Annotated in this window: 16 protein-coding genes and 1 tRNA gene; 4 read left to right on the forward strand and 13 right to left on the reverse strand. The window is 64.1% G+C overall.

Annotated features, from left to right (window positions below):
• Positions 1-6 precede the first annotated feature (6 nt).
• The 5 genes from HU760_RS05915 to HU760_RS05935 form a co-directional block, all read right to left on the reverse strand.
• The gene (locus HU760_RS05915; RefSeq protein WP_186677567.1) at positions 7-1,713 is read right to left on the reverse strand and encodes a SulP family inorganic anion transporter; all 1,707 of its coding nucleotides are present in this window, start codon (positions 1,711-1,713) and stop codon (positions 7-9) included.
• A 164-nt stretch (positions 1,714-1,877) separates the two neighbouring features.
• A tRNA-Gly gene (locus HU760_RS05920) sits at positions 1,878-1,951 on the reverse strand.
• A 110-nt stretch (positions 1,952-2,061) separates the two neighbouring features.
• Entirely contained in the window at positions 2,062-2,949 is an 888-nt protein-coding gene (locus HU760_RS05925; protein ID WP_186677569.1) for an alpha/beta fold hydrolase, read from the reverse strand.
• Between the two features lie 339 nt (positions 2,950-3,288).
• A complete protein-coding gene (locus tag HU760_RS05930) occupies positions 3,289-3,981 on the reverse strand; it encodes a pseudouridine synthase (protein ID WP_186677571.1) in 693 nt (230 codons plus the stop codon).
• A 9-nt stretch (positions 3,982-3,990) separates the two neighbouring features.
• On the reverse strand, positions 3,991-4,203 hold the full coding sequence (locus HU760_RS05935; protein WP_186677573.1) for a cysteine-rich CWC family protein: 213 nt from the start codon (positions 4,201-4,203) through the stop codon (positions 3,991-3,993).
• 143 nt (positions 4,204-4,346) lie between these two features.
• On the opposite strand from HU760_RS05935, the gene HU760_RS05940 reads away from it, so the two are divergent.
• The gene (locus tag HU760_RS05940; RefSeq protein WP_186677575.1) at positions 4,347-4,790 is read left to right on the forward strand and encodes a hypothetical protein; all 444 of its coding nucleotides are present in this window, start codon (positions 4,347-4,349) and stop codon (positions 4,788-4,790) included.
• A 39-nt stretch (positions 4,791-4,829) separates the two neighbouring features.
• Here the strand turns inward: HU760_RS05940 and dspII are convergent, their stop codons facing one another.
• Positions 4,830-5,936 carry an enoyl-CoA hydratase/isomerase DspII gene (gene dspII / locus HU760_RS05945; RefSeq protein WP_186677577.1) on the reverse strand — a complete coding sequence of 369 codons (1,107 nt, stop codon included), beginning with the start codon at positions 5,934-5,936 and terminating at the stop codon, positions 4,830-4,832.
• Between the two features lie 126 nt (positions 5,937-6,062).
• Here dspII and ung point away from each other — a divergent pair, with 126 nt between their 5' ends.
• Positions 6,063-6,755: a uracil-DNA glycosylase gene (ung, locus tag HU760_RS05950; RefSeq protein WP_186677580.1), complete on the forward strand. Its 693-nt coding sequence runs from the start codon at positions 6,063-6,065 to the stop codon at positions 6,753-6,755.
• Positions 6,756-6,809: 54 nt separating this feature from the next.
• Here the strand turns inward: ung and HU760_RS05955 are convergent, their stop codons facing one another.
• The 5 genes from HU760_RS05955 to HU760_RS05975 form a co-directional block, all read right to left on the reverse strand.
• Positions 6,810-7,841: an AbrB family transcriptional regulator gene (locus HU760_RS05955; protein ID WP_186677582.1), complete on the reverse strand. Its 1,032-nt coding sequence runs from the start codon at positions 7,839-7,841 to the stop codon at positions 6,810-6,812.
• On the reverse strand, positions 7,834-9,348 hold the full coding sequence (locus HU760_RS05960) for a tripartite tricarboxylate transporter permease (protein ID WP_186677584.1): 1,515 nt from the start codon (positions 9,346-9,348) through the stop codon (positions 7,834-7,836). The genes HU760_RS05955 and HU760_RS05960 overlap by 8 nt, the downstream gene beginning before the upstream one ends.
• 3 nt (positions 9,349-9,351) lie before the next feature.
• Positions 9,352-9,810 (reverse strand): tripartite tricarboxylate transporter TctB family protein, encoded by a 459-nt coding sequence (locus tag HU760_RS05965; protein WP_186677587.1) that lies wholly within the window; start codon positions 9,808-9,810, stop codon positions 9,352-9,354.
• Between the two features lie 74 nt (positions 9,811-9,884).
• The gene (locus HU760_RS05970; protein ID WP_186677590.1) at positions 9,885-10,865 is read right to left on the reverse strand and encodes a Bug family tripartite tricarboxylate transporter substrate binding protein; all 981 of its coding nucleotides are present in this window, start codon (positions 10,863-10,865) and stop codon (positions 9,885-9,887) included.
• Positions 10,866-10,925: 60 nt separating this feature from the next.
• A complete protein-coding gene (locus HU760_RS05975; protein WP_186677594.1) occupies positions 10,926-12,215 on the reverse strand; it encodes an OprD family porin in 1,290 nt (429 codons plus the stop codon).
• A gap of 199 nt (positions 12,216-12,414) precedes the next feature.
• Here HU760_RS05975 and HU760_RS05980 point away from each other — a divergent pair, with 199 nt between their 5' ends.
• On the forward strand, positions 12,415-13,086 hold the full coding sequence (locus HU760_RS05980) for a response regulator (RefSeq protein ID WP_186677597.1): 672 nt from the start codon (positions 12,415-12,417) through the stop codon (positions 13,084-13,086).
• Positions 13,079-14,458 carry a sensor histidine kinase gene (locus HU760_RS05985; protein WP_186677600.1) on the forward strand — a complete coding sequence of 460 codons (1,380 nt, stop codon included), beginning with the start codon at positions 13,079-13,081 and terminating at the stop codon, positions 14,456-14,458. The genes HU760_RS05980 and HU760_RS05985 overlap by 8 nt, the downstream gene beginning before the upstream one ends.
• A gap of 64 nt (positions 14,459-14,522) precedes the next feature.
• On the opposite strand, the gene HU760_RS05990 is transcribed toward HU760_RS05985, so the two are convergent.
• Together HU760_RS05990 and ygfZ are read right to left on the reverse strand one after the other, a co-directional pair.
• Positions 14,523-15,329, reverse strand: a complete 807-nt coding sequence (locus HU760_RS05990; RefSeq protein ID WP_186677604.1) for an HDOD domain-containing protein — start codon at positions 15,327-15,329, stop codon at positions 14,523-14,525.
• 55 nt (positions 15,330-15,384) lie between these two features.
• Positions 15,385-16,326 carry a CAF17-like 4Fe-4S cluster assembly/insertion protein YgfZ gene (gene ygfZ, locus HU760_RS05995; RefSeq protein ID WP_186677607.1) on the reverse strand — a complete coding sequence of 314 codons (942 nt, stop codon included), beginning with the start codon at positions 16,324-16,326 and terminating at the stop codon, positions 15,385-15,387.
• Positions 16,327-16,356 lie beyond the last annotated feature (30 nt).

Raw genomic sequence — 16,356 nt, forward strand, 5'->3', positions numbered from 1 at the left:
GCGGCTTCAACCTTGCGCAGCCACCTGCACCCTGCGATTGCGGTTACGCCACAGCCGATACGCGCGGATGCCAGCCCGCACCGAACCGAACAGCAACTTGTCTTCCATCTCCCGTGCCATCCCCGAGCGCACCAGCATGCGCAGGAAGGTGCCGCGGGCGCGGGCAATGGCAAAGAGGATGCCCTGGGCGGCCAGGGTGTCGCGCACTTCGCGCAGGGCGGCGATGCCGCTGACGTCGATGCTGGTTACCGCTTCAGCGTCGAACAGCACGGCCTTGGGCTGCGCCTGACCCTGCACGGCTTCAAGCAGGCGCATCTTGAAGTAGTCGGCGTTGAAGAACAGGATCGCGTCGTCGAAGCGGTACACCACCAGACCAGGCACGGTGCGGGCTTCCTTGTGCTTGCGGATGTCCACCTGGCCTTCGGTGCCCGGCAGCCAGCCCAGTACTGCGTCGGTAGGCTGGTAGATGCTGTACAGCAGGCGCAGGATCGCCAGGGTCACGGCAAACACGATGCCGGGCAGCACGCCCAGGCCCAGCACGCCCACCGTGGTCAGCAGGCACAACCAGAATTCGAAGCGGCTCAGGCGGCGGATCTGCCCCAGCGACTTGATGTCGATCAGCCCCCAGCCGGCCATCAGCAGCACGGCCCCCAGCGCGGCCTGCGGGATCCATGCCATCGGCGCGGTGAACAGCAACAGGATCAGGGCGATGACCAGCGCAGCGATAATACCCACCAGCTGGCTTTTGCCGCCGACCATGTCGTTGACGGCGGTGCGTGAGTCGGCGCCGCTGATGGCAAAACCCTGGGACATCCCGGCGGCCAGGTTGCTGACGCCGAGGGCGACGAATTCGTGGTTGGCATTGATGGCGTAGCCGTGCCGGGCGGCAAAGCTGCGCGCGGTGAGCATGGCGCTGCAGAAACTGACGGTGGCGATACCCAGGGCGTCGCGCAGCAGGCTTTTCATTTCTGCCAGGTTACTGTGTGGCCAAGCCAGTTGCGGGATGCCGGCGGGCACCGGGCCAAGGATGGCGACACCGAAGCGGTCGAGGCCGAACAGGCCGACCAACAGCATGAACAGCGCCACGACCGTAAGTGCCGCGGGCAGATGCGGGTAGCGCCGTGGTAGCCAAATCAGCAGACCCAGTGCGCCCAGGCCGATGAAGAACGTCACCCAGTGGATTTCCCCCAGGCGCTGGAAAAAGTCGATCACGCTGAGAATGAACCCGTCGCCTTCGATCCTGAACCCCACCACCTTGGACAGTTGCCCGGCGATCAGGCTCAGGCCGATGCCGTTGAGGTAGCCGATCAGGATCGGTCGCGAGAAGAAGCTGGCGATGAACCCCGCCCGGGCCAGGCCTGCGGCGATCAGCATCACTCCAACCAGCAGGGTGACGATCACCGACAGCTCGGCAAGCCGCTGCGGCTCGCCCATGGCCAGTGGCGCCACGGCGCCGGCGATCATGGCGCAAGTGGCGGCATCGGGGCCGACCATCAACTGGCGCGAGCTGCCGATCAGGGCATAGACCATCATCGGCAGCACGCAGGCATACAAGCCGTACTGCGGCGGCAGGCCGACGATCTGCGCATAGGCGATGGCAATCGGAATCTGGATCGCCGCCACCGACAGGCCGGCCTGCAGGTCGGCGTGAAACCACTCGCGGCGGTAGTGCAGCAGGTTGGCAAGGCCCGGTAGCCAGCGGGAGAGAAACATGCGTCGTCCTTTCGAAATGTTTCACGGAACCATCTGCGCATTGAAGCGGATCAGCGGGCAAATGGCCATGGTGCAAGTCAAAGGAGAGCTGAAACGAAAAAAGGAGCCGAGGCCCCTTTTGACAGCGATGACGTTGCTGGAACGCCATGCGGAAATGCGATGTGTGGAGCGGGTAGAGGGAATCGAACCCTCAACTAAAGCTTGGGAAGCTTTCGTTTTGCCACTAAACTATACCCGCTTCTGCGCTGAGCTTTTTACCAGAACCTTCCACGAATTAGAAGCCCGAGTTATAAAAAAGCTTGTCGGCACCCCATAGCTGCGGGTCTCGGCTACAGGGCGCCGAGGCGCTCAAATGGCAAATGCATGCTGCTCCAGTTGTACCGGCTGGTAGTGTTGGCGCGGTTCGCGCAGGGTCGGCTTGAGGAAGTTGAGCATGACGCTGCGAGTACTTTCGCAGGCGGCCTTGTGTTCCATATCCAGGAAATGCCCTGCGTCACGTATCACGCTGAACTGGCTCCTGCCCACATGCTTGCTGAACTGCCGGGCATCTTCGACGGTGGTGTACTCGTCGCGCTCGCCGTTGATGAACAGCACCGGGATATCGATATTGCGCGCACCTTTCAGGGCCCGTTCCAGGTCATGCTGCAGCACTTCGTTGATGTGGAAGTGCATCTGCGCGTATTCATGGCTGTCCAGGCTGCTGACGTGCCGGTAGTTGAAGCGCTTGAACAGCGACGGCAGGTACTTGCCGATGGTGTCGTTGACCAGGTTGCCGACCTGGTAGCGATCGCAGGCGGCCAGGTACTGGCAGCCCCGCTCCAGGTAGTCGCGCATAGGTTCGTTGATCACCGGCGAGAACGAACTCACCACTGCTTTCTTGACCTGCCGCGGCTGGTGCGCCAGCGCCAGCAACGTACTTGCACCACCCCACGAGAACGACATCACGTGGTCCGCCTGGAAGTGCTCGATCAGTTCGAGAAGAATATGCGCTTCGGTCTCTTTGCTGATCAGGCGTTCGTGACGGTTGTGTGGTTTGGATTTGCCGGCGTAGGGCTGGTCGAACAGTACTACGTTGAACTGCGGGTGCAGGTTACGTACCGTTTGGGCGAACGAGGCGGTGGTGGCCAGCGAGCCGTTGATCAGGATGATCGTTTTTTCGGCCGCTTCCGCGCGATAGAACTCCGTGTAAACCCGATACTGACCTTGGATATCAAGTACAGCGATTTCTGGCCTCATCTCATCGACTCCTGGCGCAAAAAGGGTATTCGCGTCACCTAGGGTGCACGTTCTTTATGACAGGTAGGCATTTGCCTGAAGAGAAAGCGGGGCCCTGTGTCGATCCTTGGCACGTGTGTCGACGGGTATTGTTTTTGGCGGGCAATTTGCCGTGCCCCAAGGCATCGAGGCCTTGGGTGGCCGGCAAAAAGGTGTCATCGACTGTAAATGTGACTTGCTAGTCACATGCAGACTGACGATTTGGATTCAAGCAGCGGGCCGTGGATCCTGCAAGTGCCGTTCGGGGGAAAATGTGACTTTTCTCGCTGAGCGGTCGTATGGCGATGCTGCACAGGCAACCTAGACCGTGGCTATTTCATCCGCCGTGAGCTCACGAAACGCCCCCGGGGCCAATTCCGGGTCCAGGCGGATCGCCCCCATGCTCTCGCGATGCAACCCCACCACCTTGTTGTCGAAATGGCCGAACATGCGTTTGACCTGGTGATAACGGCCTTCGACGATTGCCAGCCGGGCCTGGCGTGGGCCGAGGATGTCCAGCTGGGCGGGCAGGGTGGTAAGGCCTTCGAAGGCGAAGTAGAAGCCCTCACGAAACCTGGCCACATAATGCTCGCCAATCTCGTCTTCGGTTTCCACCAGGTAGTGCTTGGGCAGCTTGGTCGCCGGTTGGGTCAGGCGGCGTGACCACTGGCCGTCGTTGGTCAGGATGATCAGGCCGGTGGTGTTGAAATCCAGGCGCCCGGCAATGTGCAGGTCTTCACGCAGCCCTGCGGGAAGCAGGTCGAGCACAGTACGGTGCTGCGGATCCCGGGTGGCGCTGACACAGCCAGCGGGCTTGTGCAGCATCAGGTAGCGCGCCGGGCGGCCGGCCTGCAGCAGTTGGTCGTCCAGTTCGACGCGGCTGAATTCGCGAACTTCGGTCACAGGGTCGCTGGTCACCTGGCCGTCCACCCGCACGCGGCGTTGCGCCAGCATCAGGCGGACTTGCTGGCGGTTGTGGCTGGGCAGGTTGGCGAGGAAACGGTCGAGGCGCATTGGAGCCCGTCAGTCGGCGGCAGAGGCGCGGAGTTGTTCTTCAACCGCAGCGCAGCGCGGGCACAGGCAGGCTTTATCGCGCAGCTCGGCAGGCAGGGCCTGAAGCACGGCCGGGTCGATGGTCACGGTATAGCACCAGCAAGCCTGGGTGGCGCGGGCCGGGTCGGCCAGGCTGCACTGGTTGGGCGCGCCACAGGCGGGGCAGTGTCGGTTGTCAGGCATGGCGGCCGCTCAGCTGTATCAAATTGTTGCAGAAATGGCACTGCACCTCGGCGCCACGGTCTTATCACATGTCGATGATCGCATTTCGCATCGACGCTCGCCAGCGCCGCTGTTCGGGCACTCCAGCGGTCCAGGAGGCCGCCATGTCCTATCGAATCCTGTTGATCGCCCTGCTGGGGCTGATGACTGCCGCCTGCGTCCCCTACTACGAGACGGGCGGCTACTATCGTTCGGATCACTACTACGCCGACCGTTACGTGTCGCCGGGGTATTACCGCTATGACCATTATTACGTGACGCCACAGCCGCGCTATTACTACCAGCCGGCGCCGCGTTACTACTACCGCTCGGCGCCAGCGCCGTATTACCGGTCGCCTCCGCCGCCTGCGATGAACCAGTGGCATGGCAACCCGCGTCACGACTATGGCAACCGCCAGCGCTACGACTATGGGCGCGACCGGGATCGTCATGACTACCGTGGTGGCAACCAGCGCTATCAGAATGACCGATGGCATTCCGACAGGCGGGGGGACGGTGACCGCCGTTGGGATGGGCGGCGCGAACAGGGGGGGAACTGGCAGCGGTAGGTGAATTGAGGTGGGGGCGTCTTGCGCCCCCTCTCGAAGCTAATCCAGGTCCGCCAGCGGGTGCCGACCTTCCCACACCTTGGCAAAATGCGCCTCGACCACCGCCGCCGGCACTTGCGCCACATCCGGCCAGTGCCAGCGCGGCTGGTTGTCCTTGTCCAGCAGGCGCGCGCGTACCCCTTCGCTGAATTCCGGATGGCGGCAGCAGTTCAGGCTCATGCCGTATTCCATCTGGAACACCTGTGCCAACGACAGGTGGCGTGCCCGGCGAATCTGCTCCCAAACCAGGTGTGCCGTCAGCGGGCAACCTTGATGCAATTGTCGGCCGGCCTCGGCCAGCAGCGGATCCTCGTGGTGCTTGAGCTCTTCCAGCGCACGCCAGGCTGCGGCCGCATCGGCTACGTCGAGCAACTGATCGATCACCTGCCGCCGTGGTAGCCACTGGGCTTCTGGCAGCTCGGCACAGGCCCGGCGCTGTTCGGCCTTGAGCAGGCTGTTCAGTTGCAATGCGGTCTGCTCCTGCCAGTTCAATTGCAGCAGTTCCTCGATCAGCGCTTCCTGCTGGTGTTCGCCCAGGAAGCGGTCGGCCAGGCCCAGGTCAAGGGCGTCGCGGGCATTGATCGGCGCGCCCGTCAGGCCGAGGAACAAGCCCAGCTTGCCCGGCAGGCGGGCAAGGAACCAGCTGGCGCCCACGTCCGGGTACAGGCCAATGCTGATTTCCGGCATGGCCAGCCGACTGCTGGGGGTGACGATACGTATATTGGCGCCTTGCAGCAGCCCCATGCCGCCGCCCAGTACGTGCCCGTGCCCCCAGCACAGCAGCGGTTTGGAGTAGGTGTGCAGGGCGAAGTCCAGGCGATATTCGGCGGCAAAGAAGGTGGCGGCCAGCGGTGGTACGCTGCCGGGGTGGTCGCGGCAGGCTTGCGCCAGCGCACGCACGTCGCCCCCTGCGCAGAACGCCTTGCCACCGTTGCCGCGCAACAACACGCAGACGATCCCGGGGTCTCGGGCCCAGGCGTGCAACTGCTCGCCCAATACTTCGATCATCGGCAGGCTCAGGGCGTTGAGCGCCTTGGGCGCATCCAGGGTGGCGATGCCGATGCGGGCGCCATCGGCGCCGGTGAGTACCTCGCAATGAATGGCCATGGACTACCTCGCGCAAGTCATCGCACAAGTATGGCTTGCCTGGCCGATCATGCCGGTCGTCGGTCGGATCGTTTGACAAGCGCACAAGGCTTACCTAGTGTCGCGCCATTGTTTACGGAAGGCCCCATGACTGACGACGATCGCATCAAACTCGAACCCGGCTGGAAGGCCGCGTTACGCGCCGAATTCGACCAGCCCTACATGCAGCAGTTGCGTGAGTTCCTGCGCGGCGAGTATGCCGCCGGCAAGGAGATCTACCCGCCAGGGCCGCTGATCTTCAATGCGCTCAATTCGACGCCGCTGGACCAGGTGAAGGTGGTGATCCTCGGCCAGGACCCGTATCACGGGCCGGGGCAGGCGCATGGCCTGTGTTTCTCGGTGCAGCCGGGCGTGGCCACGCCACCGTCGCTGGTCAACATCTACAAGGAATTGCAGCGCGACCTGAATATCCCGATCGCCAACCATGGCTACCTGCAGAGCTGGGCCGAGCAGGGCGTGCTGCTGCTCAACACGACCATGACCGTGGAGCGTGCCAATGCGGCGTCGCATGCCAAGAAGGGCTGGGAGTTTTTTACCGACCGGATCATCCAGGTGGTCAGCGAGCAATGCCCGAACGTGGTGTTCCTGCTGTGGGGCTCGCATGCGCAAAGCAAGCAGAAGCTGATCGACGGGACGCGACACCTGGTGCTGAAATCGGTGCATCCGTCGCCGTTGTCGGCTTACCGGGGGTTCCTGGGCTGTGGGCATTTCAGCCGCGCCAACAGCTTCCTCGAGCAGCGCGGGCTGACGCCGATCAACTGGGCATTGCCGCCGCTGTGATGGACCGGCCGCGTTGCTTTCTTCGCGGATAAGCCCGCGAAGAAAGCGACACGATCATTCCGGCCTGGCACTCCACAGCCGGAACAGCGGCTCTGCCAGAAACAGCACCAGTAGCAGCCGCATCACCTGCAGTGCCGTCACCAGCGGCACCGACAGCTGCAAGGTCTCGGCGGTCAGGCTCATCTCGGCAATTCCGCCGGGCATCATGCCCAAGGTCAGCGAGCGCAGGTCCAGCGCGGTCATGATGCTCAGCACCCAGGCTGCGCTGGCGGCGATTGCCATGCACAGCGCAGTGGCGACCAGGGTGCGCAGGAGGAAGGACGGGGCGCGGCGGAAGAATGCCCGGTTGAAGTGGCAGGCCAGGCCGCTGCCGATCAGCCACTGGCCGATCTGGCTGGCACCGTGGGGCAGGGCAATCTGCAGGTTGCCCGCCAGGCTCAGCGTAGCCGCCACCAGCAATGGCCCGAACAACCACGGGTTGGGTTGGCGCAAGCGCTGCCAGAGCAACGCAGCGGCAACCCCCAGCGGAGCGATTACTGCCAGCCAACCCCAGCTCACGCTGCCGGTGTGATTCATCGGCACCCCATCACCCAGCAGAAACTTGAACAGCGCCGGTACGCACAGCACCACGGCGAGGACACGCAGGCTCTGCGCCGCCGCCACCTGGCTGAGCACCGCGCCATTGCGTGCGCCAAGGTTGACCATCTCCCCCGAGCCGCCGGGCATGCTGGCGAAGAACGCCGTTGCGCGGTCTTCGCCGCTGCGCCGCAGCAGCCAGACGCTGATCACGCTGGACAGGCTGATGAACAGCGCGCCGAAGAAGATCAGCGCGAAATGGCTGGCCACCTGCTCGATCACCGCCGGGGTGAAGTGCAGGCCGATACCGATGCCGATGATGCATTGCCCGCATTTGCGCCCGTTGGGGATTTCCGGCAGTTGCCAGGGCGTCAGGCAGCGCACCAGGATGATCGCCAGCAGCGAGCCGACCATCCATGGCAAAGGCCAGCCGACCTTGCTGGCGGCGAAACCGCCAGCAAGGCCGACCAGCCCGGTCACGACAAACAGCGGCAACCCACGGTCAGGCATCGGCCATCGCTCGGCGCTGCAGGCTGCGTTTGCGCCAGCTGCGCAGCAGCGGCAGGGTCAGCATGCAGATAGTCAGCACCCATACCGACATGCTGATCGTGCTCGACCAGAGGATGCCCAGCTCACCGTTGGAGATCGACAGCGCCCGACGCAGGTTCTGCTCCATCAGCCCGCCGAGGATGAAACCGAGCAGGATCGGCGACAGCGGGAAGTCCAGCTTGCGCAGGATGTAGCCCATGATGCCGATGCCGACCATCAGGAACAGGTCGAAAGTGGTGGCATGCACCGCATACACACCGATCGCGGTGATGATGGCGATCACCGGCACCAGTGCCCAGTTCGGCACGGCGAGGATGCGGGTAAAGATGCGGATCATCGGAATGTTGAGGATCACCAGCATGATGTTGGCGACGAACAACGAGGCGATCAGGCCCCAGACGATGTCGGGCTGCTGTTCGAACAACAGCGGGCCGGGGGTGATGTTGTACAGGGTCAGTGCACCGATCATCACCGCCGTGGTACCCGAGCCGGGTACGCCCAGCGTCAGCATCGGCACCAGGGCACCGCAGCAGGATGCGCCGATGGCGGTTTCCGGGGCGGCCAGGCCGCGGGCATCACCCTTGCCGAAATTGCCTTTTTCGCCTGCCAGGCGTTTTTCGGTCATGTAGGCCACGGCGCTGGCCAGCGTTGCACCGGCGCCTGGCAGCACGCCCATGACGAAGCCCAGCAGGCCGCAGCGGATGTTGACCACGAACACCGAGGCGGCTTCCTTGAGGTTGAACAGCATGCGCCCGGTGGCCTTGACCGCCTGGTGGCCATGGTGGGTCTTTTCCAGCAGCAGGAGGATTTCGCTGATGGAGAACAGGCCCAGCACCAGCACCACGAACTGGATGCCGTCGGCCAGGTGCACGCTGTCGCCGGTGAACCGGTATACGCCACTGTTGGCATCGATACCGACGGCTGACAGGAACAGGCCGATCAGTGCGGCGATGAAGGTTTTCAACGGCTTGTCACCGGCCATGCCGCCGAGGGCGACGATGGCGAAGACCATCAGCACGAAGTATTCCGCCGGTCCGAAGGCAATCGCCCATTTGGCCAGCAGCGGAGCGAACAGCACCATGCCGCAGGTGGCGATCAAAGCACCGATGAACGAACTCCATGCCGACAGTGACAGCGCCACGCCAGCCAGGCCGTTGCGAGCCATCGGGTAACCATCGAGGGTGGTCATCACGGTCGAGGCCTCACCCGGGATGTTCAGCAGGATCGAGCTGATACGGCCGCCGTATTCGCAGCCCAGGTACACCGCTGCCAGCAGGATCAGCGCCGATTCCGGTGGCAGGCCGAGAGCGAAGGCGATGGGGATCAGCAGGGCCACGCCGTTGATCGGGCCCAGGCCAGGCAGCAGGCCGACCACCGTGCCGATCAGCGTGCCGGTAAGGGCGGTGACCAGGTTGTAAGGGGACAGGGCGACGCCGAAGCCCTGGCCCAGGTAGCTCAAGGTATCCATGTGTCAGTTCTCCAGTACGCTCAGCAGGCCAAGGGGCAGGGGCACGTCCATCACGCGGTCGAACAGCCAGTAGAGGAACAGGCTCATGCCTGCCACCACGATGAAGCTGTGCAGCCAGCGACCGCCGTACAGGCGGGCCATGGGCACGCCGATCAGGATGGCACTGAGGATGAAGCCCAGGGCTTCGAAGGTGCTGGCGAACACGATCAGCAGGCCGACGCAGGCGCTGATCTTGATCAGGGTCTCGCGGTCCAGTTCCGGCTCGTCGTCCTTGCGTACGATGGGCGTGGGGCGGAACACCAGGTACAGCAGGCCCAGGCCCATCAGCCCGAGCATCAGCAGCGGATAGGCGCGCGGGCCCACCGGCTCATAGGAAAACGCCGCCTGGTAGGGCCAGGCCATCACGGCCAGGGCGGCGCACACTGCCAGCAGGACCAGGGCGAAGATGCGTTGCAGGATCATTTTAGAGTCCTCATGAAACGCGGCCCTGCGGAGCGGGCGTGCCCGCTCCACAGGGATCGGTGAAGGGATGCGGCTTACTGGATCAGGCCGAATTCCCGGGCCAGGGTCTTGTAGTCAGCCACCTGCTTCTTCACGTAGCCGTCCAGCTCTTCGCCGGTCATGGCGAACGGGAACAGCTCGCGCTGGTCACGCAGCTTGGCGAAGTCCTCCGAGGCCAGCATCTTGTCGAACGACTGCTTCCACCAGGCGTAGTCTTCGTCGCTCACCTTTGGCCCCAGGTAGAAGCCGCGCACCACTGGCCAGACGATGTCGTAGCCCTGTTCCCTGGCGGTGGGGATGTCTCTCATCTCGGGTTCGTTGAGGCGGTTTTCCGCGAACACCGCGAGAATGCGCATGTTGCCGCTCTGGATGTGTGGCATGGAGTCGGAGATGTCGGTCGAGCCCACCTGGATGTGCCCGCCCAGCAGTGCCGTGGCGATTTCGCCACCGCCTTCCAGGGCCACATAGCGCAGGTCACGCGGGTTGATGCCGGCCGCCTTGGCGATCAGCGCGGTCTGCATCCAGTCCTGGCTGCCAACGGTACCGCCCGAGCCGATCACCACCTTGCTCGGGTCTTTCTTCAGTGCCGCGACCAGGTCGTCGAGGGTCTTGTAGGGCGAATCGCTCTTCACCGCGATGGCGCCGTAGCTGGTACCGACGGCGGCCAGCCATTTCACTGCGTTTTCGTCAAAGCGGCCGAACTTGCCCTGGGCCAGGTTCAGCAACGAGCCGCTGGACCAGGCCACCAGAGTCCCGGCATCGGCCGGGCGCTGGGCGACCACCGCGTTGTAGGCGACCGCGCCGACACCGCCTGGCATGTAGGTGACGCGCATCGGCTTGCTGAGGATCTTTTCCTGCACCAGGGCGCTTTGCACCAGTTTGCAGGTCAGGTCGAAGCCGCCACCGGGCGAGGCGGGGGCAATGCATTCAGGGCGTTTCGGTTCGCCAGCGAGGACGTTGCCGGCCAGCAGCAGGCAGCCGGTGGCAAGGGCGAGGCGGCGCAGGGAAAAAGTCATCGTTCATCTCCGTAAGCGTTGTTGTTATCGGTTTACCGCTGTTGGGTTAGTGCGATCGGATTACCACAGCGCCACGCTGTAGCTCACCAGCAGCCTGACTTCATCGGCATCACGGGCGAAATTGGAGCGGAAGGTGGCGTTGCGCAGGCGTACGGCAACGTTTTTCAACGGGCCGCTTTGCACCACGTACTTCATTTCGGTATCGCGTTCCCATTCCTTGCCCTCGCCACCGGCGGCGCGGCTGACATTGTCGCCGCTGATGTAGCGGGTCATGAACGTCAGGCCGGGTATGCCGAGCGCGGCGAAGTTGTAGTCGTAGCGCGCCTGCCAGGAGCGCTCGTCGGCGTTGGCGAAGTCGTTGATCTGGACGAAGTTGACCAGGTACGGGTCGGCGCCATCGACGTAAGGGAAGGCACTGTCGCCGGACAGCTGTTGCCAGGCGGCGCTGACCTTGTGCCCGCCCAGGGCATAGCTGAGCATGCCGTTGATGGTGGTGTTGTCGATGTTGCCGGCCTTGCCGGCGCCGGCGTCGTCACTCACGGCCAGGCGCAGGTCGGCGCCGAAGGTGCCCGGGCCCCACGGCTGGGTGGCGAGCATGCCGATGAAGTGCTGGCGGTAGATGTCGTCCAGCTGGGCGAAGTGGTAGCTGCCGGTGATGCGGTCGGTGAACTGGTAGTCGAGGCCGGCCAGGTCCAGGTTGTCAGCGCTGAACGAGCCGCCAAAGCGCCCGTTCTTGTTGTTCAGCGCCAGGTCTTCCCAGTTGGTGTCGTTGCGGTCCTTGGCCTTGTCCAGGCGGCCGCCGGTGAAGGTCAGGCCCTTGATCTCCTTCGAAGTGAGCAGGCCGCCTTCAAAGGTTTGCGGCAGGATGCGCCCGTCGTTGGGCTGCAAGGTGGGCAGTTCCGGGATCAGGGTACCGATCTTGAGTTCGCTCTGTGACACCTTCACCTTGCCGGTCAGGCCCAGCTTGGAGTATTCGTCGGCGGCCTTGCCGTCATCGTGGGTCGGCAGCAGGCCGGTATCGGTGCGGTCGGGGCTGGAGTCGAGCTTGATGCCAAGCATGCCCAGCGCATCCAGGCCGAAGCCTACGGTGCCATCGGTATAGCCGGACTCGAAGTTGAGGATGAAGCCCTGGGCCCATTCGTCGCGCTTGGACTGCTGCGCGCTGGTGCCGTCGCGGAAGTCGCGGTTGAAGTACATGTTGCGGGTTTCGAAGGTGGCCGTGCTGTCTTCGAAGAAGGCGGCCTGGCTCATCGGGGCGACACCGGCAAGCGCAAGGGCGCTGGCGATGGCAGAAGGGCGTGCGGCAAAGGAACGGGTAGGCGTGAACGCCTGCGGCTGCAATGACAGCATCACTGATGGCTCCGATTATTGTTCTTATTCGTTGCACCTTGCTGGTGCTTTTTCGGCGCGAAGGGCGACCGTGGTGCGATGCTAGGTAATCAACCTTTCGCTAACCTTTCAGCGTGAAAGGTTTGTCGACGGGGGCTTCACAGGCTTGTCGACAGCGGTACACTCCGCGCCACCGCCCCACCCGAGCAGGGAGAAACCGATGCGTGTGCTGCTGGTCGAAGACCACCTGCAACTGGCCGAAAGCGTGGCCCAGGCCTTGAAGAGCCATGGCCTGACCGTGGACGTGCTGCATGATGGCGTGGCCGCCGACCTGGCCCTGGCCAGCGAGGAATACGCCGTGGCCGTGCTGGATGTCGGCTTGCCGCGCATGGACGGCTTCGAGGTGCTGGCGCGCCTGCGCGGGCGCGGCAAGACCTTGCCGGTGTTGATGCTCACCGCACGCAGCGACGTCAAGGACCGTGTCCACGGGCTGAACCTCGGGGCTGACGACTACCTGGCCAAGCCGTTCGAACTGACCGAGCTGGAAGCCCGGGTCAAGGCCTTGTTGCGCCGCAGCGTGCTCGGTGGCGAGCGCCAGCAACGCTGCGGGCCGCTGGTATACGACCTGGACACCCGGCGTTTTGCCCTGGGTAACGACAACCTCACCCTGACCTCGCGCGAACAGAGTGTGCTGGAAGCGTTGATCGCCCGCCCGGGCCGGGTGATGAGCAAGGAGCAACTGGCTGCCCAGGTGTTCGGCCTGGATGAAGAGGCCAGCCCTGACGCCATCGAGATCTATATCCACCGGTTGCGCAAGAAGCTCGATGGCCACCCGGTTGCCATTGTCACCTTCCGCGGCCTGGGCTACCTGCTCGAGCACCGCGATGCGTGACAACGGCAGCCTGCGCGGGCGCTTGCTCGGCAACCTGGCCTTGCTGTTGGTGGTGCTGATGCTGGCCAGCGGCCTGAGCGCCTACTGGAATGGCCGCGAGGCTGCCGACACGGCTTATGACCGCACTTTGCTGGCTTCGGCGCGGACCATTGCCGCAGGCCTGTCCCAGCGGGACGGTTCGCTCAGTGCCGACGTGCCTTACGTAGCCCTGGACACGTTTGCCTACGACAGTGCCGGACGCATCTATTACCAGGTGCTGGATATCCAGCAGCGGCTGATCTCCGGCTACGAGAACTTGCCGCCACCGCCGCCGGGCACGCCGCGTACCGATGACTACCCGGCACTGGCGCGGTTCTACAACGCCACCTACCTGGGCCAGGACGTGCGTGTGGTCAGCCTGTTGAAGCCGGTGAGCGAACCCAACATGAACGGCATGGCGGAAATCCGCGTGGCCGAGACCGAGGAAGCGCGGGTGCGCATGGCCCGTGGCTTGATGGCCGATACCCTGCTGCGTCTGGGCATGCTGGCGCTGGGTGCGCTGGTGCTGGTGTGGTTTGCCGTGAGCGCCGCATTGCGGCCACTGGAGCGCTTGCGTACGGCGGTTGAAGAGCGCCAGCCTGACGACTTGCGGGCTTTGCCGGTGGTGCAGGTGCAACATGAGCTGGGCCCGCTGGTACGGGCCTTGAACCACTTCACCGAACGCTTGCGCGGGCAGTTCGAGCGCCAGGCCCAATTCATTGCCGACGCCGCTCACGAATTGCGCACGCCGCTGGCCGCGCTCAAGGCCCGGGTCGAGCTGGGCTTGCGCTCAGCGGAGCCAGAGGAATGGCGGCAGACCTTGGAATCCGCAGCCCAGGGCACCGATCGGCTGACTCACTTGGCCAACCAACTGCTGTCACTGGCGCGGGTCGAGAACGGCGCGCGGGCGATCGCCGAAGGCGGCGCGCAGCGCCTGGACCTGAGCCAACTGGCGCGCGAACTGGGCATGGCCATGGCCCCGCTTGCACACAAACGTGGGGTGGCGCTGGCCCTGGAGGCCGAAGCACCGGTTTGGCTCAAAGGCGAGCCGACGCTGCTCAACGAACTGTTGAGCAACCTGGTGGATAACGCCCTGGCCCATACGCCAGTCGGCGGCAACGTGATCTTGCGGGTGCTGGCGCCAGCTGTGCTGGAGGTTGAGGACGATGGGCCGGGGATTCCCGAGGCCGAGCGCGAGCGGGTGTTCGAACGCTTCTATCGGCGCAGTGCGCAGGGAAGCGGGCTCGGGTTGGCGATCGTTGGCGAAATCTGCCGGGCGCATCTGGCTCAAGTGAGCCTGCATGATGGCGAGAAGGGCGGGTTGCGGGTGCGGGTGAGTTTTATCGCTGATTGATGTGTTGCCTGTGCCGGCTCTTCCGCGGGTTTGGCCGTGAAGAGCCGGCGCAGGCTGATATCGGTCAGCGCAACATGCTCCGCGCATCGATCAGTTCTCCAACCTCCAGCTCGGTGCCGAACGGCAGGCCGAGGTGGCGGTACGCCGGCAGGGCCACCAACGGCCGATGGCGCCCGGGCTGGCTGATGCAGCGGGCGATCTGCACGATGTCGATATAGTCGATACTGTCGGTCTGCCGGTCCAGGTCTTGCACTTGGCTCGGCAGTTTGACCAGTTGCTCCGGAAACTCCCACGCCTTGAGAATCTTGTCCCCCAGCACCGGCTGGATGTGCTCGATCACGTAATGCAGGCACACCGGGTCGGACAGCAGCTCATTGTGCTCTTCGGCGTAGATCAGCACCGGCAGCGCACCAATCTGGTGGACCAGCCCGCCGAGGGTGGCCTGGTCGGGCTTTAGCTGAGTAAAACGCCGACAGATTTCGTAGCTGATACCCGCCACGTCCAGGCTGTTGGCCCAGATATCGCGTAGCTTCTGTTCGACCGCCGGCGCGCGGGCGTGAAAAATCTGCTCGATGACCAGGCCAATGGCCAGGTTGCAGCTGTAATTGACCCCCAGCCGCGTGATGGCAGTGTGCAGATCGGTGACTTCGACCGCCGCGCGCAGCAGCGGGCTGTTGACGACCTTGATCAGGCGCGCCGAAAGCGCCGCATCGCGACCTATCACCTTGCTCAGGGCTGCTACGCTGATTTCGCTGTCTTCCGCTGCCTCGCGGATGCTCAGGGCAACCTCCGGCAGGGTCGGCAGGACCAGGTCATCCTTTTCGATGGCCTCGAGCAATTGTGCTTGAACCATCTCTGCCAGCTTGTTCATGGGCGTGTCTACCGCAGTGGTGGTGCGGCCCCGCCACAGAGGCGGGGCAGGCTGGTCAGCGCTGGATTTCCCGGTCGCGATCCAGTTCATAGGGCAGGCTCAATACCTGCAGGCGCGGGCCGCCGAGGCTGCCCAGGTGCAGGTTGTCGTCGTCCACCGCTTCGGCGCTGAGCACCGCGAGCAGCTCGCAGCCCGTGCCCGTGCTGGCAGCCAGGACCACTTCACCGACCGACGAGCCATGGGTGGGCGAGAAAATCTCCTCACCCGGAGCTGGAATGGCCTGTTGGTCCAGGGCCAGGCGGTACTGGCGGCGCTTGAGCTTGCCCAGGTATTGCATGCGGGCGACGATTTCCTGCCCGGTGTAGCAGCCTTTCTTGAAGCTGACGCCATCAACGGCCTGCAGGTTGATCATTTGTGGAATGAACAGCTCACGGGTCGGTCCCATGACCTGGCCGATACCGGCACGAACTTGCCCCAGCAGCCAGTCGTTGAGGCTGCCTTCGGGCAGGGCGGCGGCCAGGGCCTGGTGTACCCTGCCAGCGTCATCGGCGGGCGCCCACAACTCCACGCGGCCAGCAGAAACGGCGATCGCGATCAGGCCTGCATGCCGGGCGGTGCTGCCGGCTGCTGCGGGTACGTCGAGCCCCAGCGCCTGCAAAGCCGTATCGCCACCCTGCAAACCGAAACGTGCCCATGCGGCGCTCTCATCGGCCAGTGTGGCCTTGGAGAACACCGCGTACTTCTTCAGGTCGGCCAACTGCGCGTCGAGCAGCTCGCTGGCCATGGCCAGCAGGTAACCGTTGCCCTCGGGCAGGATGCGGAAACTTGACTGCATGCGCCCCTTGACCATGCAGCGGGCGCCGAGGCTGGCATGTTGCTGGCTGAGGTAGTTGATGTTGCAGGTCAGCTGGCCCTGCAGGAACTTGCCTGCATCGGAGCCGCGGACGGCGAGGATGCCCTCGTGGGACAGGGGGCAGAAGAAAGCGGAATCGGCCATGGGTCATCGCGGTGGCTTAAAGACTGGCGG

The sequence above is a fragment of the Pseudomonas oryzicola genome (genome assembly GCF_014269185.2).
GTDB lineage: Bacteria > Pseudomonadota > Gammaproteobacteria > Pseudomonadales > Pseudomonadaceae > Aquipseudomonas > Aquipseudomonas oryzicola.

Excerpts from the sequence above, each read along its gene's own strand:
- HU760_RS05955 (WP_186677582.1), bottom strand. The coding sequence starts at position 7,841 with ATGCCTGACCGTGGGTTGCCGCTGTTTGTCGTGACCGGGCTGGTCGGC.
- HU760_RS05940 (WP_186677575.1), top strand. The coding sequence starts at position 4,347 with ATGTCCTATCGAATCCTGTTGATCGCCCTGCTGGGGCTGATGACTGCC.
- HU760_RS05965 (WP_186677587.1), bottom strand. The coding sequence starts at position 9,810 with ATGATCCTGCAACGCATCTTCGCCCTGGTCCTGCTGGCAGTGTGCGCC.
- HU760_RS05925 (WP_186677569.1), bottom strand. The coding sequence starts at position 2,949 with ATGAGGCCAGAAATCGCTGTACTTGATATCCAAGGTCAGTATCGGGTT.
- HU760_RS05990 (WP_186677604.1), bottom strand. The coding sequence starts at position 15,329 with ATGAACAAGCTGGCAGAGATGGTTCAAGCACAATTGCTCGAGGCCATC.
- ygfZ (WP_186677607.1), bottom strand. The coding sequence starts at position 16,326 with ATGGCCGATTCCGCTTTCTTCTGCCCCCTGTCCCACGAGGGCATCCTC.
- HU760_RS05970 (WP_186677590.1), bottom strand. The coding sequence starts at position 10,865 with ATGACTTTTTCCCTGCGCCGCCTCGCCCTTGCCACCGGCTGCCTGCTG.
- HU760_RS05960 (WP_186677584.1), bottom strand. The coding sequence starts at position 9,348 with ATGGATACCTTGAGCTACCTGGGCCAGGGCTTCGGCGTCGCCCTGTCC.
- HU760_RS05935 (WP_186677573.1), bottom strand. The coding sequence starts at position 4,203 with ATGCCTGACAACCGACACTGCCCCGCCTGTGGCGCGCCCAACCAGTGC.
- HU760_RS05930 (WP_186677571.1), bottom strand. The coding sequence starts at position 3,981 with ATGCGCCTCGACCGTTTCCTCGCCAACCTGCCCAGCCACAACCGCCAG.
- ung (WP_186677580.1), top strand. The coding sequence starts at position 6,063 with ATGACTGACGACGATCGCATCAAACTCGAACCCGGCTGGAAGGCCGCG.
- HU760_RS05985 (WP_186677600.1), top strand. The coding sequence starts at position 13,079 with ATGCGTGACAACGGCAGCCTGCGCGGGCGCTTGCTCGGCAACCTGGCC.
- dspII (WP_186677577.1), bottom strand. The coding sequence starts at position 5,936 with ATGGCCATTCATTGCGAGGTACTCACCGGCGCCGATGGCGCCCGCATC.
- HU760_RS05975 (WP_186677594.1), bottom strand. The coding sequence starts at position 12,215 with ATGCTGTCATTGCAGCCGCAGGCGTTCACGCCTACCCGTTCCTTTGCC.
- HU760_RS05980 (WP_186677597.1), top strand. The coding sequence starts at position 12,415 with ATGCGTGTGCTGCTGGTCGAAGACCACCTGCAACTGGCCGAAAGCGTG.
- HU760_RS05915 (WP_186677567.1), bottom strand. The coding sequence starts at position 1,713 with ATGTTTCTCTCCCGCTGGCTACCGGGCCTTGCCAACCTGCTGCACTAC.